Source organism: Treponema phagedenis, from assembly GCF_008153345.1.
Lineage (GTDB): Bacteria > Spirochaetota > Spirochaetia > Treponematales > Treponemataceae > Treponema > Treponema phagedenis.
The window spans coordinates 2,108,197-2,132,689 of the sequence record NZ_CP042818.1 but is presented as its reverse complement, the minus strand read 5'-3'; the positions used below and the strand labels follow the sequence as shown (position 1 = coordinate 2,132,689).

Here is a 24,493-nt window from a genome sequence, read left to right as displayed (position 1 = left end):
GATGAACGGGATGGTACATAACAAATTTTCATATCTAACACCATTTCTATTTTTTAGTTTGCTTTAAGGTTTTTTAGTTTTAATTTTTGTCTGAATATACTGATACAAGTAAATAACATATACACTAGAAAAAAATTGAGAGTGATAGTTAATAACAACATTTTATTGTGCTGGAGTATAGAACATTGTAATTATTCTCAATCTATTTATTAAAGACTTCACTCTGTTCCCAGCCATAATAAATCATTAATTTATCGTACAAGGATAAATCAGATTTTTTTTCTAAAGTTGCAGTAAGATAGTTGGTGTAATATTTAAAACAATAGTTTTCATCTATTGATTTATACATACCGAATATCCAAAAACAAATACTCATTGTAAAAGCAAATGTTTGTAACATGTAGCGAATAGAGAAAAGTTCTGCTATCGCTATTATAAAAAATATAGAATAAAATAGTCGTACTCTTCCAATTGGACCCATGTACATAGTGGTAACATAAATAAAGAAAAATAAAATAAGTCCTACAAAAAATTGTTTATTGAAAGCAGTATGTTTTTCAAGCTGTTTTCGATATACTAAAATTAATATTAAAAACAAAAGATGCACAATGTTACCGATTGCAAAGGGATTGACTTCATTTGATTTTATAACCAGTTCCAAATAGCCTATAAGCTTAAGAGAAAAAACACTGGATGAAGAGCCAAATATCAGTTTTGCAAAAAAAAGCAAGCTTTGAGGGGAAAGAAAAATAAATATTCCTGCAAATAACACACAGAGCCATTTTGTTGAAAGTTTTATCTGTTTAATAAAATATAAGGGCAATACTATGATTGCTGTTCGATGAAACAAAAAAGCAAGAAACAGTAAAAACATAAAAGGAAAAAATTTTCTTAAAAAAAGATATTTATAACTTTTAATTACAATTGCAAGTGCTATAGAAAATCTTATTATTGTTTCAACATATAGATACATACAGTTCGTTGTATAAAAAATAAAAAGCAAGAAAAAAATATTTTTTGCATACCCTTGTGCATATTCAGACTGTGCAAACGTATAAAAAAAATTAGATATAAGGACAAAAGAAAAAATTTTCATTACTATCAAAGATAGCATAAAATTCAAACCAAGAGTTTTTAGGAACAACAGAGAAAACGAAAATCCTATTTCAAAGCCGCGTAAACCAGCTTCTTTGATTAAGTTATTAAAATTTATTTCATTAAAAAATATTTCATAAGCGGGCCAATCAGAACCATTTAAATATACACAGCAATAGATAAAAATAGCAGACAATGAAAGTAGGATGTAGACCGCTTTCTTTATAGAATTAGTAAAGCCTTTTTCAAAAATCGAAGCAAGAAATGCAAACACAGGAGGAATAAAATACGGAAAAATCATGCTATCCCTTTTTGTTTTTTTTCAAATGCGGCTTTCTTATCTTTTCAATAAAATGCCTAATGTAAGTAGCTAAGAAAAATAAAACTTTTGAATTACTCAGAAATTTAATAAATTTCTTGTCGGGATTAAAAGGAATTTGAAGTAAATCTCTTGCAAGTGCATGAAGAAAATAAATATGAATACAATGTTTTTTTCTTTTACTGCGTCTTATTCTAATCCAGTCGTCAATAATTTCTTTGCAATTAAAAATATTTAGCAATGTAATGCCTGCAGCCGAATAAATAGTGCGGGCATAACCTGCCCAGCGCCCGCACTGATCTTCCAGTCCGAATAAATCATATACATATGGCCAATTATGTTTTTCTTTTTTTATTCTTTTAAGATAAATAGCTACTTCTTTTTTGGCATCAGGAGAAATATTCTGTTCTTTTGCAACAAAATAGCTTGGTGTTGCAAGGAAGGTAGGCAGTAGGTTTACTAATGCACTCTTCCCCAAGTGATCAATTATATCGCCGGTTATTGAGGCAGAAGCTCCGAATGTATCCTTGTATGTATAAGCCATTGCAATATCACTTTTATAATAATGCTGTCCTATTATTTCAGTTATTTTTGAAACAAATTCATCAGAAGGCTGCAAATCAGGAATCTGAATGTACTTTTTATTTTTTAGTTTACATATTTTTTTTGGAATTACAATATCAGGAGTTTCCGCAGTAAAATTTTTATGAAAGAAAGTATAACTCTGAATATCGGGAATATTACGAGTTAGAAAAGAGAACACAACCCGTGAATCCCACCCGCTTGTTAGTGGACACACCAAGTTATTGTATTTTGCATATTCTTTTACAATATTATCAATTAAAACAATATGGCGATTTAAAATATCTGTATATGAGTCATAATATTCCAATTCTTCGTAAGGATAAAAACGGCATACATCAAATTTATTGATATGGAAATAATGGTTAGGTAAAACAGTTTTTATATTCTTATAAACGGTAATATCATTCGGCATAGCAGCAACATAATCTGCACTTTCACGTATTTTTAAATTGCATTCATCAAAGGGCTTGTTTAAAATTTTTGCAACAAGATGTGCGAAGGATGAAAAACATATTGCATCTTTTGAATAATTGATTTGTAAAAAAGCTGTTGCATCAGTATATGCAAATAATTCTTTTTCCAATGACACCAATACAACATAATTACCGGCAAACCTAGCTGACATTTTTATGATTTCATCAATAGTGCCAGGGTTATTAGTTAATAAAAACGCCGGTATTTGAGATCGTTCCAATTCCGCGTGAGAATCAACACAGAGTCCAATAATATAAATACTATTTTCATTGTTCGTATAATATAAAACTTCTGTTTTTTTGCTATAATTTAAATATAAATTATGCTCTTTCAAAAGAATATGATTTGAAAAACCTTCATGCTTTTTATCATATACTAAATATGCAAAAGCAGCATCATCAAGTGAAATATTATAATTAACCATTACTCATCCTCTTCATTCTAGTTTGCCTGCTAAGTAAGTCTTGTTAAATTTATAAAAAAATTGTTCCATTGTTCAACCAAGGTTTCGTCAGAAAACATCTTTGTAATTATTGACTCATTAAGCTCTCCGTCTTGTTGCGAAAAATATTTAAATTCTTCAAACGACATATTTTCTATATCATCTGTAAAAAAAAACTTTAATCCGTGTAAAGTGAAATCAAATTCGGTAGATATCCCTCGTCGTATAAATACTTTTTTTTGGAACTTTAATAGAACCAATAAATTCCCCCAGCCCTGTTGTATATTATGGTTACATACCATTATGTCTATTTTTGATAAAAATTCCTGATAATTCTTTAAATCCATCATATCTGTGATTGCGATATATTTATCGCCAAATAATGTCTTTCCTCTTGCGTTAACAGATTCAACATATCCTTCAGGACATTTACCATAAGAAAGAGGTACATAGACTTTGATATTTTCATTTTTAAATTTAGATAAAAGTTCTAAAGCGTCTATATGTTCGTTCTGAGGAGCACGAGAATTTCCAATCAAGATAGAAATATACTGACTGTTTTTTATTATAGAAAAATTAAAAAAAGAACGAGGATACATTGCCTCAAAATTTTGCCCCATAATGTTATAATATTCTTTTGCTAAGTTGTACTCAAATGCACCGGCATTTATATAACCAAATCTTTTTATAGTAAACTTTCGAAATAATTCATAACACTTATACTTTATATTTTTTTTGGGAGAATTATACCAATATAAATCCCCACCCCATATCTTCCATGCTATTTTTTTTAATTTCCAGCACATACAAGCTGTTGATAAGTATAGATAGGGGTGTGTATAATTGTGAATAACGAATCTATCATTTTTTTTTGCAAATAAAAATATTTTCAAAATTGAAAAAAAACTATATACATTAGCACAATCCTTAGAATCAAATATTTTATTTGGCTCAGTTTCACCGTAAGATAAAAACAAAAATTTATGCTCATTATACAATTTACCCGCATTTATACGCATAAAATCTATAAATTGATCGGCATACACCCCTTGTGGAAAAAAGTGATAAATCATTTTATTCTTCTCCTTTCATAGTAAGCAGTAAATTTCGAATGAATGTCCTTTCAAATATCCATAAAATAAAGAAAGCAGTAGCAGTAAACAAGAACCCTGAAATTAAAAAAGTAAATAATACAGGAATAGATAAAAAATAGATTAACACTAATGATACAACAATAGGCAATATAAAAATAAGGACAGAGCGAAAAAACGACTCATAATACTTCAAAAATGGAATTCCTAATAATTTCTTTGTATACATATACCATCCCGGATAGCTTAATAGTAGTTGCCCAAGTAATAAAGCCAGTGTTACTATTTGTACGGAATACAGTGAGCCCAAAAGGACAAAAAAAGGCGTAATACAAACAACAATTAAATTCCACCACATGTCAATATCAGTTCTTCCTTTTGCAATACAAACCATACCCATGCTGGCACCGTATTGACGCAAAAAATAATACAGCGCAAGGATCTGTACAAGATGTACGCATTCATGATAACTGTTTCCATAATAAAGAGATACAAAAGGGTTTGCAAGCGCAAATAGTCCCAAATAAACTAACCCATTCAAATTTGATACAAGTTTCTGTACCAAAAAAAAGCTTTTTTTAAGTTTTTCTTTGTCATTTTGAAGTTTTGAAAAAATAGGGGTAGCAACTTTTGAAGTAATTGGATCAATAAGGGATGCGGGCTTTAGAACAAGATCTTTTGCTAAATTATATATTCCGACTGAATCGGTACCAAGCAGTTTTCCTATTATAAGCACGTCAAAACTAGTAGTGAAATAATTGACTATTTGTGAAACAGTATGATATCCGCCTATTTTTAAAAAAGGCAGTGTTTCTGCGAAAGAAAGATGCAATACTATTGGCATCCGCCATATACCTAAAAAGAAATAGATTATATTTCCTACTGTATACCTTACTAAATTTGAGATTACCAAAGCATAGACGCCCCAATGAGCATATGCAAGACAGATCGCCGAGCATAATCCTAAAAAAGCAGATACGATATCTGTCACTGCTATTTGTTTAAAATAAAGTTCTTTTTGTAAAAATATTTTTTGCTGGCGCCCGATTGAAGAAAATGGGATAGCAAGACACATCAACGGAATTAACTTAATAAGTTCTTCCTGACCATAAAATCTGGAAATAGTTGGAGTAGAAAGATAGATTAATCCATAAATTACAAAACCTATCAGCATATTAAACCAATAAAGACTGCTGTACTGATTTTGGGTAATATTTTGCTTGTGTAAAATAGCGGTTGTTATACCGAAGTCCATAAATAAATCGGCAAATCCTTTTACCACCATGACAATTGCCATAAGTCCAAAATCACTTTTTTTAAGCAATCGTACCAATACCGCAGTAGAGATAATTTGGGTAATAACCAAAAAGAAGGTCGATACGGTCATCCATTTTACACCGCTTGTAGCCTGTTTATTTAAATTAGACAAAAAACTATTCTTCTCCAACTTCTATTTTATACTAATATTTTGAAGTATTCATAATTTTTTTTATATCGCGCAACATTTCTTTATGAAAATATTGTGGCTTATAACCTAAATCTTTAATAGCATTTTCAATATCATAATGATAGCTAATTTCCGGAATATCAATATCAGGGCGATAAATTATTTTTGATTTATTATTTTTAGGGGAAAAGACATCGATGATATCTTCAACTTGTTCACGAAGTGATATTGCTTTACCGTTTGAAACATTATAAACAGCTTTATCTATATTCTTCTCTATTGCCTTTCTAATCATTTGAGTTAAATCTTTTACATAAACTATATCGCGTTTTGATTCATGATTTCCCCAAATTTCAATTGGTTTTGAATTGATGGCTTGATGAATCATATAGCGGTATGCAATTATTGTTTTTTTTCCATCTTTATAGTAGTACATATCAGGATGATATGCATAGATATTAGGACACCGAAATATGCAATATTTTATTTTATATGCTTGATAATAATGCTCCAATAATGATACTGCTGCTAATTTTGAGATAATATACACGGTATGATCATTATTGTAATTTAATGAAATATCTTCATATGGTGATATAATATCCTTTTTTCCCCACCAATTTGCAACATCACTATGAGATTGAGTATAAATGATCTGCTTACATCCTATTTTAGCACAATATTCAAAAACATTTAAAGCTCCAATAGTGTTTACATAAAAATATTTTTCAGGTTCATAAACTTCCATTCCAGCGGGTAGAACACCTGCTAAAAATACTACAATGTCAATACCGCTTTGAGGAAGCTTATCAAAATTATGTTTATTTTGTATATCTATAGAATCATTAGGAATATTTAAATTTCGATACTTATCTTTATGAGAGTTATTATGCTCAACACAAAACAGTTTATATCCATGTTCAAACAAATCATCAACTAAGTATTGACCAACCAAACCACCGGCACCAAATATCATTATAGATTTCATTGTTTATTCCTTTACTAATATACTATCAATTCCTTCTAAATATAGAGTGTTATTTTGCTAAAATATAGTAACCATATCTTCCACTACTATCTAGTACATTACCAATGATTTTTTTTTGCAAAATAGACTCACGGATAAAGCTATCTTTTTTCTTAACTTCTTTTAATTGTTTAATGTCAGTTTGTGTAAGCAAAAATTTAATCATTGCATTCTTATAGTGAGAGCCTTTGCTAAAATCCGGAACTTTCCCGCAAGATATATCAATAATCATTTTCATATAATCATAACCAGTTGAAAGAGGAACCAAATCAGATGCGATACAATCTCCCCCTCCTCGAGAACCTATCTCAATAATTTTAATATTATTATCTCCATCTATTTTTATTTCCGTATGTGATGCACCATATTCTATATTTAAATGAGTCAAAGCATTAGAAACAACTTTTTGTATTTCTATTAAATTTTTACTTTCTAATAAAGCCGGTTGCTTATGACCATATTCAATATAGTGTGGATGACCTGTTGTAAATTTTTCGGTAAGTGCGATGAAAGTATGGAGCCCTTTATAGGAAATATATTCTACACTGTATTCTTTCCCTTCTGCAAACTCTTCAACAAGTGCTTTCTTCTCAAATGATTCATGACAAGAAAACTGAATAGCTTTACCTAAATCTTTACGATAAAAAATTTTTGTAATTCCTCTGCTACCCGATCTATCAGTCGGTTTCACAATTACAGGAAAAGATAAATCAATAGAATTGAAATCAACGGACATATCTACTAATATACTACGTGGAGAAGGATCGTTGTTTTTTTCAAAGACTTTCCTCATCTCATGTTTATTTGTAGATACAAGTACACAATAAGGCGAATTCGAAACCAATCCTAGCTCTTGAGCTATGTATTGAACCGTAATATTCGCAAGATCTGAGCCTAAAGAGCAAATACCCTGAGGCTTTATTTTTTTACACTCGGATAGTATTTCATCTTTATTTATAATACTTATTGGATAAAAATAATCCGAATCTGTTTTACCTATAGCATCTTTTTCCCAGGCAAAAACATGGGTTTCATATCCAAGCTTCTTTGCTTTTCGTATCAATTGTGCTTGAAAATCATTTGCACCGATAATGACCAATTTTTCTTTCATCGCTATTTTCTAAAAAATTTATATACCTGTTCTACAACATAGTCAACGTCCGAGTTTTTTAGTCCATAGTACATCGGTAATCGTAGTAATCGTTCACTTTCTTTAGTTGTATAGGTATCGCTTCCTTCGAAACGTCCATATTTTATGCCGGCAGGTGCTGAATGCAACGGAACATAATGAAATACTGCGCCGACATCCTTGGTTTTTAAATATTGAATCAACTGTGTCCTTTCTTCTATATCTTTTACTTTGATATAAAACATATGCGCATTATGAATACAATTGGAAGGCACGGTCGGTAAATCAATAAAACCTTGTTGCTGCAAGGGTAATAAACCCTTATAATATTGTGTCCAATTTCCCAGCCGCCAGTTATTGATTTCGTCTGCTATTTCAAATTGCGACCATAAATATGCAGCATTAAGTTCGCTTGGTAAAAAAGACGAACCATATTCAATCCAAGTATATTTATCTATTTGCCCACGCAAAAACTGACTCCGATTAGTTCCTTTTTCTCGTATAATTTCAGCTTTTTCAATATAATTTTTATCGTTAATTACAATGGCTCCACCTTCTCCCATGCTATAATTTTTAGTTTCGTGAAAGCTATAACAGCCGAATGTTCCGATTGTACCGAGTGCCTTATTATTATAAGTAGACATAACTCCTTGTGCCGAATCTTCTACAACAAAAAGATTATATTGTTTTGCAATCTTCATAATTGTATCCATGTTACATGAAACACCCGCATAATGGACAGGGACAATTGCCTTTGTTTTGCTTGTGATAGCTGCTTCAATAAGTTTTTCGTCTATATTCATGGTGTCAGGACGAATATCAATAAATACAATTTTTGCACCTCGTTGTACAAAGGCATTTGCAGTAGAACAGAACGTAAAAGAGGGCATAATTACTTCATCTCCCTGCTGTATGCCACACAAAACAGCTGCCATCTCAAGTGCGGATGTCCCTGATGTTGTCAGCAATACTTTTAATGCGGAAAATTTATCTTCCATCCATTTGGAACATTTTTTTGTGAATTCTCCATCACCGCATATTTTATGATTTTCTATTGACTTTTCAATATAGCGATGAGCAGTTTCTACATAAGGTGGAATATTAAAACTTATCATACTTATTTTCTCCAATCATTTTAATAATTTATTGCAAAACCTTATTCGCCATATATTTCTGCTATATGACGCAAATAAGCTCCGTATTCATTATTGTACTGTTTTGAAAGTTTGAAAATTTGAGAAACATCAATCCAACCTCTTAAATAAGCAATTTCTTCAACACAAGACACGTATAAACCTTGTCGTTCTTGTATCGTTGCTATAAAATTTGCTGCATCCAATAAGCCATTAAAAGTGCCGGTATCAAGCCATGCCATCCCTCTGCCGAGTTTTTCAACTCTTAATTTTTTATTTTGCAAATATACATTATTTACTGATGTAATTTCAATTTCACCCCGGGCAGACGGTTTTATATTTTTTGCAATCTCTATTACTCCATTATCATAAAAATATAATCCAGGTACAGCATAATTTGACTTAGGTGTTTCTGGCTTTTCTTCAATCGATATTGCTTTTCCTAAGTAATCAAATTCTACAACACCATAATCTGAAGGCTCTTTGACATAATAACCAAAAATAAGGGCGCCTTTATTTTCTTCTATATTTTTTTTTGCATTTAATAAAGTTGTGCTAAAACCATTCCCATAAAATACATTGTCCCCCAATATCAAAGAACAACTGTCATTCCCTATAAACTTTTCACCAATAATAAAAGCATCGGCAAGACCTCGAGGTTTGTCTTGAACAGCATATTCAAATTTCATCCCAAGCCAATTGCCATCACCTAACAAACTTTTAAATAATTCTATATCACGAGGAGTTGAAATAATCAGTACCTCATTAATATGAGCAAGCATTAAAGTTGATAAAGGATAATAAATCATCGGTTTATCATACAAGGGTAATATTTGTTTTGAAACTGATGTCGTTAGGGGGGCAAGTCGTGTACCGCTTCCTCCTGCTAAAATTATACCTTTCATCACTCCTTCTCCCCCGATTCATTCACCTTTCCATGCACTTGCGCAGGGTTGCCGTAGACAAGGGCATAGGGAGGAACGTCTTTTGTTACTACGCTGCCAGCGCCGATAAGGGCGTATTCCCCAATGGTTACACCGCATACAATTGTAGCGTTAGCACCGATGGATGCGCCTTTTTTTACAATGGTTTTTTTGTATTCATGTTTGCGCTCAATAAAGGCGCGAGGATTTATGACGTTGGTAAACACGCAGGAAGGGCCGCAAAACACATCATCCTCGAGAATAACATCATCGTATAGCGAAACGTTGTTTTGGATTTTTACTCCGTTTCCAACGACAGCTCTGCCGGCAATATTGACATTTTGTCCGATGGAACATTTCTTTCCGATTTTTGCGCCGCTCATGATATGTGTAAAATGCCAGATTTTTGTGCCTTCGCCGATTTCGGCACCCTCGTCGACATAACTTGATTCATGAATAAATGGTTTGTCCATAATTCTTTCCTTAAAGCTTTTTCAAATCTTTTTATCTAAATCACTACCAACACTTTTCCCGCACTGTCAATATGTTCTTTTAATGCAGGGTTTTCCAGTTTTTCATATTCAAGCACATCGGTTAAATACGGAAAATCCGATTCATCAAGCTCATCACATAAAGAGCAAATTGAAGATCCTTTGAGAAAAGCGCCGTTACGAATTGCAATATCAACATCGCTGTGCTCGGTATTCGATTGTTTTGCCCGCGAACCGAAAATAATAATTTCACCTTTTTTGATATGCTTTTTTAAAATTTCAATAAGTATGTTTTTTTGTGTTTCGGTTAAATCAAAACTCATGGGCAAAATTACTGTACAACTTTTTTATTTCGGGATAATAATGATTTTTTATTGCCGTAAGAATTTCAGCTAATTTTAAAAAATCATACGTGTGGCTCATTAAATTCCGGTCATTTGTCATGCTAATCCAAATTTCAATCGCATCAATGTATTTACTATTGTATGCGAGTTTAAAAACATATTTCGGAGAAATTCTTTCAACAATAACGCCGTCATACTCCATCTTATCTTTTAAGCATTATCTCGTCCACAAGACTATTCTCTGTTTATACGCATTTTGAGCAATAAGCCGTTCATTGTTAAACCTCGTTGAAGTGATCATATCAATTCGCCACTCTCCGAGTTTTACATGAATTGCAGCCAATGCGGTAATTTTTTCATTGAATAATTTTTCAGCACTGCCTTGAGTTTAGACAAGCAGATCAATGTCTCCGCCTTTTTTGGTATCATCGGTGCGCGAACCGAAGAGAATAATTTGTTCAGGATCTGAAAAATGTTTAAGAATTCAGTCAACGATTGCTGCTTTTTCATGTTCGGTTAAACGCATATCAGTATAAGATTCCGTAATTAACTACTATGGTGCTTAATTGGCGCATCAACAGAAGTCTCGTGAAATTCAGCATTCCTATGGTAAATTACCCGCCCTTACTAAATTTTAAACGATGTTTTACCTGATACTCCAGCGTAAACAGGTAAAACTCATAGGCGAACCAAAGGCAGCAATTCCAAGAGTTCGCCCTTGTGCCGTGTCGAGCTCTTTTTTAAAATTTTTTTATGATTCATATTAAATGAATTAAAAACTAATTGAAGATATCAAAAAAAATGCTCTCTTAGCATATCGCCAAAACTTGATTAGCGCTGATAAAATTTCTTAATACACTCGCAGGTGTAGCTGACTTCGTCTTCGGTTAATTCGGGATACATCGGCAGAGCTAAAACCGATGCACAGAGTTTTTCGGCAACAGGGAAGTCGCCTTTTTTATAGCCTAAATACTTAAAACATTCTTGCTCGTGCAGACTTTTAGGATAATATACGGTTGTACCAATGCCTTTTTCTTGTAAGAAATTTTGAAGTTCATCACGTTTTTCTGCCAGTAGGTTAAACACATAATAAACTTCTTTTCCCTTTGTTTTCACCTTTGGAAGCTGTACCTGCGATACAGTGTTGAGTAGCTCGCGATACTGCTGTGCATGTTTTGCTCTTTTTTGAATTGAGTCATCGATGTGGTTCAGTTTTACGTTTAAAATAGCGGCTTGTAAACTATCCAGTCGGGAATTATAGCCGATATAATCGTGATGGTATTTTTTTGTTGCTCCATGAACGCGAAGACTTTTTGCTTTTGTATAGTATTCTTCATTATTGGTAACAATCATGCCGCCATCACCGTAGCCGCCAAGCGTTTTTGTCGGAAAAAAAGAATAAATTCCTATATCACCAATTGTTCCGGAAGTTTTTAACTGGCCTTTGTATAAATCTTGCATTCCGAATGCTTCCGCAGCATCTTCAAGCACTTTTAAGTTATGTTTTTTTGCCAGATTCATACAAGCTTCCATATCGGCAGTTTGCAAAAATAAATGTACCGGCAATATCCCTATGGTGTTTTTTGTAATTCGATTTTCGGCATCGTTCATGTCTATGCAAAAGGTGTCTTCATCTACATCGCAAAACACCGGTTTCCCGCCTAAACGAGCAATACATGAGGTTGAGGCAAAAAAAGTAAACACGGGGGTTAAAACTTCGGCGCCGTCTTTAAAGCCTAAAATATCTGATGCAATAACAAGTGCATCGCTGCCGTTTGCAACCCCTACGGCATATTTTACGCCGCAATACTTTGCGACAGCTTGTTCAAGTTCAGTTACCGCCTTGCCTAAAATAAAATCGCCGGTTTCAAGCACGGATGAAATCGCGGAATCAAATTCCTGCTTATAGTTTTGATATTCACGTGTTGAAGTATAAAAAGGTACGTTCATTTTTCTTCTCCTTAATCAGGCATTTAAAAAAGCCAGTATGATTTGAGTAAATGTATGAAAGCAGTCTAATTCATTGGTAATAATTGCGTATAAAATAGTCATGTTTATGCTATCATATTCATGTACCGCTATGTTTCTAAATCCAACCGCTTTTGCCAATTTTACCGCAAGCTCTTCATCAATGAGTTTTTTCTCTGCAAGGAGAAAAAACAATTCAGCCATTGTTTTAGCTTGCACATTAAAACCCTCGCTCAAAACATGAGATGCAATATCGACCGAAATTTGCACCGCCCTTTGTAGATTGAGGGTTATAATATCCTGTACATCAAAATCATCCTCAAGCGATTTTATACTGACCGGTACATGCTCTTTTATACGGCTCAAGCATCTATCAAGCGAATGCAGTTTTTCTGCTATGATTGGTGTATCGTACATGGTTAAACAGAACCAAAAGCTTTTTTTAGTATCACTTTTTGTGAACGAAGATATAACGGATAATAATCTTCATACCAAAACAAGGCGGTCATAATGTTTTTATGCAACAGTGATTTGCCGTCATTTTCTGTTTTTTTTATACAAATCCCCTCAGTAAAAACTTTATAATGCAATAAACCGTCTATTTTTCGTATATCAACTAAATCAATTTCTTTTTCGAACAATAAAGAAAGCTCCATCCGCAATGTCAAAAAATCATCAAGACTTAAATCCGTCCGTGCAGCAACAGCGAGATCCACATCACTTAACTCGGTTTGACTGCCGCGCGCATAGGAGCCGTATAGCAGAACTAAAATAATGGTCTCTTGCTTGTCAAAAAAACGGTTTAGTTTTTGAATAATAAGATCTTTCATTATTTATGAAATTAAAAAACACCTTTCATATCTAAGGTTGAAAACTCACAAGGAAGCGTAACAGGCAAGCCTGTTTTTTGTGATTTATAAATTGCTAAAATTATTTCGAGTGCTTTTTTCCCTTTCTCCCCTGAAACAAGCGGTTCGCGATTTTGCTCAATCGAATCTATAAAGTCTTTAAATAAAGCTGAATGCCCAAAGCCGTATACCGTGGGCGGATCTTTTTCATTGGGATTTAAGACTTTTTCTTCTGTATCCCCAACTTTTTCCGCATCGGCAAAACGCCACGTTTCCATTTTGTTTACCGCCAAGCCGCCGATAACAACGGTTCCTTCAGTACCGAAAAGGCTGATAGTTTCGTTTAAATTTTTAGGATATACATCGGCGGTGCCTTCTATAATTCCGACAGCGCCCGATGCAAATTCTACAATGGCACAGCCAAAGTCTTCGGCTTCAATCGGACGCATAAAACGCCGTGTTTGCGCTTGCACGCGAACCGCATCTTCTCCCATCATCCACTGTAAAAGGTCAATGCCGTGCGTACACTGGTTCATTAACGTACCGCCGTCCTGAGCCCAAGTGCCTCGCCATTTTGCTTGTTGGTAATATTCTTCATTGCGGTTCCATCGTATTTGAATCATTCCATGTAATATCTTGCCGAAACGTCCTTTTTCATAAGCTTCGCGCATTTTTACAACGGGAGCATTGAAGCGATTCTGAAAGCAAACAGCAAGCTTTTTATTATTTTGCTTTGCCGTAGCAATCATTTCCTGTGCGTCTGAGGTGGATAAAGCCATCGGCTTTTCACAGATAACATGAGTTCCATGATTTAGACAATATACGGCAATCTCTTTATGCTTGCCGGATTCTGTTGCGATTGTTACAATTTCAGGATTACAAACATCAAGCATTTCTTTGTAATCCGCAAATATCTGCACAGTTCCTTTAGCAGTTTTTTCATATTCCGCTTTTTTTTCTTGAGCGCGCTCCAAAATAGGATCACATACGGCAATTAAATCAACCCTATCTTGCATTGCAACAAAGGCTTCTATATGTTTAAAACTAATGCGGCCGCAGCCGATTAACGCTACTGAATGTTTCATTAGGTTTCCTTTAATTGAAATTATTTTTCGTTATTTATATTAAAGTATTTGAAATACTCAACTATACAAAACTCAAACTCCAATTTCCCGCAGATATTCTTCCAGTTTAAGGGTGAAGCGCTGCATTTCTTCGGGTTGTATGTCGCCGATGTTGGCGATTCTAAATGTGTTCAGATTGCCGAGTTTACCCGGATAAATGGTGAAAGCGTGTGATGCGGCAAAATCATGCAGAACCTGAAAGCTGTATTTTTCGGTTTCTGGTTCTAAAATTGCGGTTATCAAATGGCTTTGATGTTCTTCTTTTACAAGCATTTTGAGTCCGAGTTTTTTTATCGCTTTTACTAAAATCTCCCAACATGCGGTATAGCGTTCATATCGTTTTTGCACTGTTTCCTGTTTGGTTTCGATAATAGCTTGGCGCAATGCGTACAGTGTTTGGACGGGCGGAGTAAAGCGGGTTTGCTTTGTTTTTGCAAAATGCAGGTATTGGTCATATAAATTGAGATAATAGTTACGCATCGGATAGTTTTTGGTTTTTTCAAGCTCCGTTTTGTTTGCAATGATAAAGCCGACGCCTGCCATCCCTTGGATGTTTTTATTGCTGGTTGAAGCCATAAAATCTATACAAAGTGTTTTTAAATCCATCGGAATACCACAATAAGCACTTACCGCATCGACGATTGTGGTCATTCCATATTTTTTTGCCATCGGACAAATGATGTGCAAAGGATTCAACAAGCCTGTTGTTGTTTCGTGATAAACACAGGCAAGATGCGTGTATTTTTTTGAGGCAAACTCAGCCTCAAGTTTGGCGAGATCAATGGGCTCATAGGTTGAGCTTTTGAATACGGTCATCGGTATCTTGTATACTTCGGCTATTTTTGCAATACGCGCACCATAGGAGCCATTATCGATAACCAATAAATGTCCGTCATCGGGAACGCAGGATGAAACCATCACTTCATCGGCACCGGTTCCGGAGCAGGCAAACAAAATAGTCTCATACCGATCGGGATCGGTATTTTTTCCAAGTGCAAAAAGTTTTAGCTCATCGCAAATCCATTGCATCATGTTTCCGAATTCTTTTTCCCGCGGGCAAATATCCGCCACAACTTGTGCATATTTTACACTGTCAGTGGTAGTGGCCGGCCCGGGATTGAGCAAAACTTCGCGGCGAACCCTGCGCAAACTTTCGTTTTCCGCAATGCGCGGGTAAATATTTTGTATCGCCATTTGCAAATGTTCTTCATTGTCGATTTCCCGCCATGTAAAATATTCTATCTTTTTTATTGCGATAGCTTGTGTTCCGGCAATAGCCAAAAGTGCGTGCTCATATTCCATTTTTGGAGTATCCGCATGATGAGCAGCTGCATGGGCGCACATCGCATCTAACACCGATTTAGTTAAGCGGCTAATACCGACCAATTCTCCACAGACGGTTTTTAATTCATTTTTGTTTTTTGAAAGTCCCGTTAAATTACCGTCGGAATCCGCTTGTAAATATACTTCGTCGCCTGAGTTTGTTGCGCCGCTTGCTAAAATAAGATTTTTACGTTGCTCGTTTATAAGCGTAAATAAACCGATAGAATCATAAATGAGATCGGATTCTAAGAGTAAAAAATCTTCTTGAACGAGCGGTGCGCATATTTCCAAGGTTCCCATGCTGCCGGTATTTGCGTAATTTTCATTTTTTATCGTTATAATTGCAGGATATTTTTTTGCCAATCGTTCATAATACTCGTTGCAATGACCGGTTCCGATGATGATTTTTTCAATTCCGTGGGCTAATAATTTTTTTACCGATTGCTCTACAATCGCAACGCCGTCTATTTCAATAAACCCTTTCGGCATTGTTTTTGTTTTATTTTTTAAACGGGAACCAAGCCCACCCGCTAAAATAACAGCCTCTCGTATCATTTTTTTACTCCTTTTAAATATGCCATAAACGCTTGCTTATTCTCAAGCGGAGATGATTTCGGGCGACCTAAGTCAGAGCGAGCTCCTTTTGTTACCAATATTTCTATAAAAGTTAGACATGAGTACGTTTTACTGTCTTTTAAAACCGAGTCTAATTCTTCTTTTGTTTTTACGCAAACCGCATATTCATATCCGCAGGAGCGGGCAATATCGCAGAGACTGATATTGCGCGCAACGGTCGGCTGTCCGCCAACCGAATCATGTGCTCCATTGTTAAACACAATATGCAGTATGTTTTGAGGTTTTCTAGTGCCGATTATTGCCATTCCTCCCATGTGCATAAGGGCAGCTCCGTCACCGTCAAGGCAAAATACAGGAACATTCGGTTTTTCTAAGGCAATTCCAAGCGCAATTTGCGAGGCATGTCCCATTGAGCCGACAGTTAAAAAATCTTTATGATGTCCGCTTTGGTGTTTGTCACGCAGCTCATAAAGCTCGCGGGATGCCATGCCGGTAGTCGATATAAAAACCGCATTTTCAGGAGCATGCAAAACAATTTCTTCTATTGCTTCTTCGCGGCTCATTTGCGCAGGAACGTTTTCGTTTGTTTTAAGCGTATACGAGTCAAATGTCCCTTTACGAACAACAAATGCATACGGTGCATTGGTTTCTTCCATTATAGTATATGCTTGCTGAATTTGAGCGGCTGCCTGTGTTTCTTCAAGCGCTAATATAGAGTAGGGGATTTCCATTGTTTCAAGGAGCTCACAAGTTATTTTTCCCTGTTTAATGTGCTGCGGCTCATCATGTACGTTCGGCTCGCCACGCCAACCGATAAGAAGCAGAATAGGTACGGAATACACTTCTTTATCCGCAAGGGAAAGAATCGGATTAACCGTGTTTCCAAGTCCGGAATTCTGCATGTAAACCAAAGGAATGTTTTCCGTTGCAAAATAATGTCCCGCTGCAAGCCCTATGGCTCCGCCCTCATTTGCAGCGATAATGTGATTATCTTTTTTTACCGTATCGGTAAGATACGCACAAAAATTTTTTAAAAGAGAATCGGGAACGCCGGTAAAAAAATCAGTTCCGTTTTTGATCAGTAAATCATAAAAAAAATCAGGACGTATCATTTTATTTTGTTCCCGGTATTAATTCTAAAATATTTTTGATCGAAAGGCAGAGATCATTCACTTCTAAAGAGCGTTCGGTTTCCAAGATGGTTTTTGCAACCTTGTGCATTGCCGGATATGAAGCCCTCAGCATGTGATTTGCATATATGATGATATTTGCTCCCCAAGATGCCAGCTCCCTTTCTGTAAATTGATTATAGGTTGTGGGAACAAGCACAATGGGCACTTTTTCATACTCTTTTCTAAAACGCAGACAAAAATCTTTTATATCCTGTCCGTCTTTTTCTTTACTGTGAATCATCACGCCATCGGCGCCGGCTTTTACATATGCAAACGCACGTTCCAGTGCTTCGTCAACAGTCCTTCCCGCAATCAGAGATTCAAGGCGGGCAATAATCATAAATTCTTTTGTAACTTGAGCCTTTTTACCGGCACTTATTTTGTAACAAAAATCATCAACCGGAGCGAGCTCTTGTTTTGCTTCCGTACCGAAGAGACTGTTCTTTTTTAATCCAACCTTATCTTCGATGATAACTGCCGAAATACCGTTTCGTTCAAGCGTTCTGACTGTAAAAATAAAATGCTCAGGTTTTCCGCCTGTATCTCCGTCGTAAATAATCGGTTTTGTTGTGCACTCAAGAATGTCCGTTAATGTTTGAAGTCGAGTTGTCAGATCAACCGCTTCAATATCGGGCTTTCCCTTGCTGGTGGAATCCGTAAGGCTTGACGACCACATACCGTCAAACCGGTGAGTTCCGCCTTCTTTTTCAACTTCAAGGTTTTCAATAATGAGTCCGGAGAGTCCCGAATGCGCTTCCATAATCCGCACAATAGGCTTTGCTTCTATAAGGCGGCGCAAGGTTTTCATTCTAATGTCTGGAGTTGTACCGATGGTATGTATACTTTCTACAAAAGCGGAAGAGTTAATTCCTTGCGTATACGGCACTTCGATAATTTTTCCGCCCCATTCTTTCAGGGCTTCCACAACTTCGTCTCTAATTTTGGATAATGAGCCACGCAGCCAGTCGTCTCCGTGAATAATAAAATCAGGCTTCAGTTTTTTTAAATTCGGAACATATGACCAGTCTTCTTGTGGTATAACCTTGCTTACCCCTTTAATATGCTCAACAACTTGCTTGCGCTGTTCGTAGGTGAGGTAGGGAAGCCTTTTGTGGAAAGCAATAGCGCTATCGGTCAATAAACCGATAATCAGGTCGCCGTGTTTTGCTCCCTCGCTTATAATATTAATAATTCCCGGATGTATTATATCTCCGGTAAGTCCTAAGTATACGGTTTTATTCATAAAAATAAGCCTCGTTTAGCTAATTGTATTTTTATAATTATTATGTACCTTATTACATAAAAAATTGCATAAAAATCGTTTTTTAATTTTCGTTAACATGATTGTACGTTTGAATAGATTTAGCAATAATAAATTTTATCCATGCAAGAAACTTCTTAATACTCTCCCGGCAAGAGAGTGATTGTAAAAATTTCTGTTTTGTTTTTATCACGGTAGATATGCTTGAGCGTCATGTTATTAATTCTGAAAATATCTACCGCCGCATTGTCTTTGTAATTTTCTATAATGGAGTTTTTGAGCACTGTTTGCAAAAATTCTTTTTTTGAACCTAATTTTTTTTCTTCAATATTTAAAATAGTATAATAATATTCATAGACATCGGGCTCTTTAAATTTTACTTCATCCCAATTGGTAACCGAGTCAATCATCCTTGGTAGTGTTGCATTGAGCATTTTTTCAGATTCCTTAAGTTCTGCAATCACTTGTTTGTCGTTTGCAGATGTCTGATTTTTAGGCTCGCCGGCACAATTTGTAAAAATACAACTCCCCGCGAATGCGAAAGCTGCTAAAAAAATAGCTTTTTTGTTCCTTTTCATAATAAACTCTCCTTTTTAAAAATTTTCTTTAGGCGCTCTTTGCGATATTCTTTTGTAAGGGATATGCTCATTACCTTACTGTTATGCTGAAAAAAGCGAGCAGCAATGATGGCTTGCGGATTCAGTATCCCTGTGGTAAATTGCCCACCGTTGCGCCGAGTCGGGCTCTTTTTTATGATTTTTTGCGACTTGTATCAAATGCTTTAAAACGGATCGAGGCAGCAAAAAACGCAATACTAGGTTCTTTCCAAAAGCTGATCAAGTTTCTGCAAGATATCCAAATATATTTGTCCATAAGGGTGTAACTATTTTTATTCTTTTTGAAAAATAATAATCGCAACCGTATCATCCCGTTTCGGGTTGTATGTCGAAAAAGGAATAACACGAGAGATTGTCTTTGGCTTGTGGAAGCTCTTTTCTTTTTGAGCGATAAAATCGTTTATAATTTTTAAGGCATCCTCATAATCCTTTCGGAGGATATAAAAATAGGTATCGTTTTGTCCCGCGACACCTTGACCGATCAAAACGGAAGAAAGATGCTCCTGCTTAACATGATACGGAATGCCTTCGCTTTGTAAGATCGATTTGACAATCATACAATCCTGCTGATAAAAAAGTTTTACAAAAGGAAGCGTTTGCTCACCCGCAGCGGTTTTTCGATAATACTCATCTTCCATCTCTACAAGGTTTTTTAAACGCTCCTCTTCGGTTGATTCCGGTTTTGACGCCTTAAAAAAATTGTCTTTATTCTTAAAAAGGAGTAGGGCGAATAATAAAAAACATACAATAACCAGTATTTGCATAAAGTGCTCATTAAATTTTAACAAGTTTTTATACAATTTATAGAAGAACCTTCTATAAATGTATAAAACTATAGAAAACTTCTCTCACTTAATTTTTTGATAAATTAAGGAAGCAAGAAATCTGAATAAAATATAAAATTATTTAGAAAGCTTCATCCGAATTTAAAGCAAAAAAAGAGGTTTTAAAAATTCTGTTCTTTTTCATACGAAAAAAACAAAAGAGTGCAAAAAGCCATTTATCCTTTGTCGGATAAATTTTAAGAAAAAATCATGTACGAAAAACACCAAAACGCTGCCGAAACATGCTGTTTTGAATTCTCTTTCGATTTTATCGCAATACACCCGATAATACAGTAAATCATGAAAAAGTGCAAGCTCTTTTCTTGATTTATCCAAGCGTTCTGTAAAAGACCTTTTCCCCTCTGTTTTAAAAAAGCGGCATGTTTTTTCAACGGACGTAAAATGCTTGACAGTAAAAGGGTTTCGTTTTATATTTGTTATGTAAACCGAGTCTAATTTTAAAAATAAACGCTTTTAAAAAATTATACTCTTTTATTATTTTAGCAACGAATACAAAGAGCGCACTATGTTGGAAATGAGAAAGCATTTATCCGATGTTGATGATACAAAATTGCAGCTGATTTTGCAGATAAAAGATGCATATAATGCCGGAGCCATCGATTTGGAAGAGGCACGAAAGCAGATACGGGAAAAGGTTGGAACGGTAAAGCCGTATGAGATTGCCCTTGCCGAGCAGGAATTAAAAGAAATTGAAGATGACGAGTGCAGAAAAGAAAATATTCAAAAAATGCTTGAGCTTTTTGAAGAAGTAATGGACACAAGCCGTCCCGATTTGGATAAAAACCATCCGATTATGTGCTATTATCGGGAAAATGATGCGCTGCAAAAAATCTTAAAAGAGATTGAAGACTTGGTGCAGTATCCGCTGATTAAAAACCAGTGGCTGGAGCTGTATGAACGATTGGAGCAGTTTAAAATTCACCTTTCAAGAAAACAAAATCAATTGTACTCAATTCTTGAGCAAAAAGGTTTTGACCGTCCGACAACCACCATGTGGACGCTGGATAATTTTATCCGCGATGAAATCCGAAATGCGGCGAAGCTTTTGGCGGAAGATAAGGACGATGAATTTATCGCAATGCAACAAACCATCGTTGATGATATTCGCGACCTTTTACTCAAGGAAGAGTCTGTGTTATACCCAACCTCGCTTGCAATGATTAGCGAAAAAGAGTTTGAGGAAATGAAGGCGGGCGACAAAGAAATCGGCTTTGCATGGATTCAGGTTGACGAAAAGGAGCCCGCACCTGCCGCAGCCGAGCCCGCAGCGGAGCATTCTTTGGCGGAAGACCTTGCGAAGGTGTTGCAAAAACACGGCATTGCACACAGCGGCGGCGTGTTGGATGTGGCGATGGGCAAGCTGACATTGGAGCAGATCAACCTGATTTATCAACATTTGCCGGTAGACCTTTCCTATGTTGATGAAAATGAGCTGGTATGTTTTTACTCCGATACCAAGCACCGCGTGTTTCCGCGCAGTAAAAACGTTATCGGGCGTAATGTGGCAAACTGTCATCCGCGGGCGAGTGTGCACATAGTAGAAGAAATAATCGAAAAGTTCAGGTCGGGGGAGCAGGACACGGCTGAGTTTTGGATTAATAAACCCGATCTTTTTATCTATATTCAGTATACGGCAGTGCGCGATTCTGACGGAAAATTTAGAGGCGTGCTTGAAATGATGCAGGATTGTACGCATATCAGAAGTTTGCAGGGCTCCCAAACCCTTTTAACCTGGGAAAATAAAAAAAACGAAAGCACTGCCCCCGCAGAACCAGTTACGGAAGAATGCTCTCAGCCGAGCGAGGGCGCGGCTAAAACCTTTACCGCCGACGACATTACTCCCGACACGATGCTCAAAGACCTTTTGGCTGCGGCTCCCGAATTGCGGGACGCATTGGAAACAATTAATCCCAAATTCAAAATGCTGAAAACGCCGTTAGCCCGAATTATGCTCCCGAAGGCAAGTATCCGCATTATGAGCGAGCGCTCCGGAATGCCGCTTGAGGATTTACTGAAAGCTATCAAAAGTTTTTTTTGAAAACCGCTGCTGCTATACCTGTTATAATATAGGAGCTTATTTTTCACCGAGCAGTTGTTTTAGTTCAAGAATTTCGGCGGCAAGTTTTGAGCGGTCAAAGTTTTGGTATTTTTTCGGGATCATCTCTTTGCTGGTACATTCAAGCACCGCCACAAGATTTTGTAATTCAATCTCATACGGGTACGAAGGCGGAATAAAATCCTCAATGGTTTGCTCAATATCCGCATTGACGATCATCATGCGGTTTTCCATTGCCGCATTCAATTTTGAGCGCACCAATATTGCTTCCAAATCCGCTCCGGAGACGGGAAATTTCAGTTTTTTAATAATGCCGGCGGGATTTACATCTTTGAGCCGTATTTTAAGTTTTCGCTGCAAGGTTTCAAGCAACTCAATCTTTTCCTCGGCTGTTTCGGGATAAAAAACCGCCAAATGCTCTTCCGCTCTTCCCTGCCGTTTTAAGTCAATCGGAAGCAGGTCGGGACGCGAGGTGATTAAAAACCAAATAATTTTTCCGCGATAATCGGTGTTTCCCATAAAGCTACTGATTTGTGCAAAAATTCTCGACTCTCCGCCGGTTGAATCTCGTTTTGCATTAAACACCGCATCCGCCTCGTCAACCATCACCGCAACGGGCGCCATCGCTTTGAGGATGTTCAGAACTTTTTCAAGGTTTGCCTCCGCGGTGCGCTGCTGCATTGAATGAAAATTGCACAGCCGCACCATCGGTATGCCTATTTCACCCGCAAATGCGGAAACCATAAACGTTTTGCCCGTTCCGATCGGGCCGGTTATTAAATACCCCATCGGCAACACATCGGCTCTTCCTTGCCGTATTGCCTTTGCGGCATTGACAAACCGTTTTTTTACAAAACTATTACCGGCAATATACGAAAGATTATGATCTGTATTGACAAATTGCAACATTCCCGCAGCCTCGGTTTCGATAATCTCTTGTTTCTTTTGTTTTAAAAATTCAAGCGTTACCGGATCCGACTGCGTTGAGCCCCTGATTTTTCCGTCATCATCGCTCATCTGGTAGGTTTCCGCCGCAAGCTGATTCAAATTGACAAGATTAAGCCCCGCGGTAAGCTTTCCAAGCTTTTCGGTATTAAGCCCTCGCTCAAGAATTAACAAATCTTCCCTGTTTTTTAAATCGTTCAAAAAATCAATTCTGATTGCTTCGTCGGGAAGCGGAATATGTATTTTTACCGTAGAAGGAGAGGCGGTTATTCGTGTATTCAGATCGGCGATATTTTCCGTCAGCAACACAATAGAAATATCTTCGTTGGTAAAAACCGGATCATGCGACCAACGGTTTAACGTTACCAAACAATACCGGTCGGTTTCGTTAAGATATGCAATATCCTCTGCGGGAGTTAACGACTCGGCATAATCAACGATAAGCACAATCCGCTTACCCTGCCGCATATTCATTCTGAAATACTGCTCAAGATACGAAAACGCTTCCACAGGGTCTTTTGAAAGCAGATTTTCAATCGGCACATCGGGATACTTTCTGTGCATAATTGTAAGGTATTCTTGCAACATGCTATTCAGACAAAAATTAATCCCGCTTGATTTATCATAAAAAATGATAATGTCCTTATTACCGAAAATAACTTCAGAAATATAATCTCGAATGCGCACAAAGGCAAAACCGCCGGCAATATCGCGGTGCGGCAGAAAATCACGGATATTCCCGTGCACAATATAAAGATTAACGGTTTTTGAGCAATATTTTTTTGATAATTCCTGTGCCCATGCGTGCAGCTCATTAATGACATGACTGTTTTTTGCAAGAAGCTCCTGACCTGAATGCATACCCACCCTCCGACTGCCCACTATATCGCAAAAAGGGCAAGAATTCAATAGAAACCGGCAGTTCCTCAGGGCTTGCGGATATACAAGGGCAGCGGCCCCTTGGATAGGCTTTTTTCCTTTTATTAAAAAAAATCCACGGTTTAGTTTTTGCCGTCCATGGCAAAAACTAAACCATGAGTTTAAAACCTTCTATTTATAAAAGTGTGGTAGTTTTTTAACTCATTTCTGTATGGAACCACCGCCACGCCCTGATTTTTAGTATTCTTGCTTAAATCAGTGCTGCGAGTTTAAAAACTCCTATTTATGTCGGTGTGGTAGTTTTTAAACATCGTTTTACATTGTTCTGAGTTTTGCCGTCCGTGGCAAAAACTAAACCGTCGGCTTGGAACCACCGCCA

Annotated in this window: 21 protein-coding genes and 1 pseudogene; 1 reads left to right on the top strand and 21 read right to left on the bottom strand. The window is 36.3% G+C overall.

Translation table 11 applies throughout. The features are described 5' to 3' along the window. Positions 1-202: 202 nt before the first annotated feature. The 20 genes and pseudogenes from FUT79_RS09495 to FUT79_RS09400 form a co-directional block, all read right to left on the bottom strand. Positions 203-1,396: an EpsG family protein gene (locus FUT79_RS09495; protein WP_148889593.1), complete on the bottom strand. Its 1,194-nt coding sequence runs from the start codon at positions 1,394-1,396 to the stop codon at positions 203-205. Position 1,397: 1 nt separating this feature from the next. Beyond that, complete coding sequence (locus tag FUT79_RS09490) at positions 1,398-2,897, bottom strand: hypothetical protein (protein ID WP_148889591.1); 1,500 nt, start codon at positions 2,895-2,897, stop codon at positions 1,398-1,400. Positions 2,898-2,926: 29 nt separating this feature from the next. Next, positions 2,927-3,988, bottom strand: coding sequence for a TDP-N-acetylfucosamine:lipid II N-acetylfucosaminyltransferase family protein (locus tag FUT79_RS09485; RefSeq protein ID WP_024752524.1), 1,062 nt, complete (start codon positions 3,986-3,988; stop codon positions 2,927-2,929). Position 3,989: 1 nt separating this feature from the next. Then, entirely contained in the window at positions 3,990-5,435 is a 1,446-nt protein-coding gene (locus tag FUT79_RS09480) for an MOP flippase family protein (RefSeq protein ID WP_024752525.1), read from the bottom strand. A gap of 31 nt (positions 5,436-5,466) precedes the next feature. Then, positions 5,467-6,441, bottom strand: a complete 975-nt coding sequence (locus tag FUT79_RS09475; protein ID WP_024752526.1) for an NAD-dependent epimerase/dehydratase family protein — start codon at positions 6,439-6,441, stop codon at positions 5,467-5,469. A 49-nt stretch (positions 6,442-6,490) separates the two neighbouring features. Then, complete coding sequence (locus FUT79_RS09470) at positions 6,491-7,591, bottom strand: ATP-grasp domain-containing protein (RefSeq protein ID WP_024752527.1); 1,101 nt, start codon at positions 7,589-7,591, stop codon at positions 6,491-6,493. Between the two features lie 2 nt (positions 7,592-7,593). Then, complete coding sequence (gene rffA, locus FUT79_RS09465) at positions 7,594-8,724, bottom strand: dTDP-4-amino-4,6-dideoxygalactose transaminase (RefSeq protein WP_148889589.1); 1,131 nt, start codon at positions 8,722-8,724, stop codon at positions 7,594-7,596. Positions 8,725-8,765: 41 nt separating this feature from the next. Then, positions 8,766-9,647: a glucose-1-phosphate thymidylyltransferase RfbA gene (gene rfbA / locus FUT79_RS09460; RefSeq protein WP_024752529.1), complete on the bottom strand. Its 882-nt coding sequence runs from the start codon at positions 9,645-9,647 to the stop codon at positions 8,766-8,768. Further along, positions 9,647-10,138, bottom strand: coding sequence for an acyltransferase (locus FUT79_RS09455; protein WP_024752530.1), 492 nt, complete (start codon positions 10,136-10,138; stop codon positions 9,647-9,649). The genes rfbA and FUT79_RS09455 overlap by 1 nt, the downstream gene beginning before the upstream one ends. Positions 10,139-10,173: 35 nt before the next feature. Continuing rightward, a complete protein-coding gene (locus FUT79_RS09450) occupies positions 10,174-10,479 on the bottom strand; it encodes a nucleotidyltransferase family protein (RefSeq protein ID WP_044634197.1) in 306 nt (101 codons plus the stop codon). Continuing rightward, positions 10,469-10,705: pseudogene (locus FUT79_RS09445) on the bottom strand (nucleotidyltransferase substrate binding protein); the annotation flags it as partial. The gene FUT79_RS09450 and the pseudogene FUT79_RS09445, both read right to left, overlap by 11 nt. A 626-nt stretch (positions 10,706-11,331) precedes the next feature. Further along, a complete protein-coding gene (locus FUT79_RS09440; protein WP_024752533.1) occupies positions 11,332-12,450 on the bottom strand; it encodes a DegT/DnrJ/EryC1/StrS family aminotransferase in 1,119 nt (372 codons plus the stop codon). 15 nt (positions 12,451-12,465) lie between these two features. Beyond that, positions 12,466-12,885 carry a type VII toxin-antitoxin system HepT family RNase toxin gene (gene hepT, locus FUT79_RS09435; RefSeq protein ID WP_044634199.1) on the bottom strand — a complete coding sequence of 140 codons (420 nt, stop codon included), beginning with the start codon at positions 12,883-12,885 and terminating at the stop codon, positions 12,466-12,468. Positions 12,886-12,887: 2 nt separating this feature from the next. Further along, positions 12,888-13,298, bottom strand: a complete 411-nt coding sequence (gene mntA / locus FUT79_RS09430) for a type VII toxin-antitoxin system MntA family adenylyltransferase antitoxin (RefSeq protein ID WP_148889587.1) — start codon at positions 13,296-13,298, stop codon at positions 12,888-12,890. A gap of 11 nt (positions 13,299-13,309) precedes the next feature. Further along, positions 13,310-14,401 (bottom strand): Gfo/Idh/MocA family protein, encoded by a 1,092-nt coding sequence (locus tag FUT79_RS09425; RefSeq protein ID WP_024752535.1) that lies wholly within the window; start codon positions 14,399-14,401, stop codon positions 13,310-13,312. A 72-nt stretch (positions 14,402-14,473) separates the two neighbouring features. After that, on the bottom strand, positions 14,474-16,318 hold the full coding sequence (locus FUT79_RS09420) for a 2-aminoethylphosphonate aminotransferase (RefSeq protein ID WP_044634201.1): 1,845 nt from the start codon (positions 16,316-16,318) through the stop codon (positions 14,474-14,476). Beyond that, positions 16,315-17,451 carry a phosphonopyruvate decarboxylase gene (aepY, locus tag FUT79_RS09415; protein ID WP_024752537.1) on the bottom strand — a complete coding sequence of 379 codons (1,137 nt, stop codon included), beginning with the start codon at positions 17,449-17,451 and terminating at the stop codon, positions 16,315-16,317. Before aepY ends, FUT79_RS09420 begins: the two co-directional genes overlap by 4 nt. A 1-nt stretch (position 17,452) precedes the next feature. Continuing rightward, a complete protein-coding gene (gene aepX, locus FUT79_RS09410; RefSeq protein ID WP_024752538.1) occupies positions 17,453-18,754 on the bottom strand; it encodes a phosphoenolpyruvate mutase in 1,302 nt (433 codons plus the stop codon). A 155-nt stretch (positions 18,755-18,909) separates the two neighbouring features. Then, positions 18,910-19,350 (bottom strand): hypothetical protein, encoded by a 441-nt coding sequence (locus tag FUT79_RS09405; protein ID WP_024752539.1) that lies wholly within the window; start codon positions 19,348-19,350, stop codon positions 18,910-18,912. Positions 19,351-19,661: 311 nt separating this feature from the next. After that, positions 19,662-20,153, bottom strand: a complete 492-nt coding sequence (locus FUT79_RS09400) for a putative signal transducing protein (protein WP_002695526.1) — start codon at positions 20,151-20,153, stop codon at positions 19,662-19,664. 586 nt (positions 20,154-20,739) lie between these two features. Here FUT79_RS09400 and FUT79_RS09395 point away from each other — a divergent pair. Further along, positions 20,740-22,272 carry a PAS domain-containing protein gene (locus FUT79_RS09395; RefSeq protein WP_024752541.1) on the top strand — a complete coding sequence of 511 codons (1,533 nt, stop codon included), beginning with the start codon at positions 20,740-20,742 and terminating at the stop codon, positions 22,270-22,272. 36 nt (positions 22,273-22,308) lie between these two features. On the opposite strand, the gene FUT79_RS09390 is transcribed toward FUT79_RS09395, so the two are convergent. Continuing rightward, positions 22,309-24,096, bottom strand: a complete 1,788-nt coding sequence (locus FUT79_RS09390) for an ATP-binding protein (protein WP_044634202.1) — start codon at positions 24,094-24,096, stop codon at positions 22,309-22,311. Positions 24,097-24,493 lie beyond the last annotated feature (397 nt).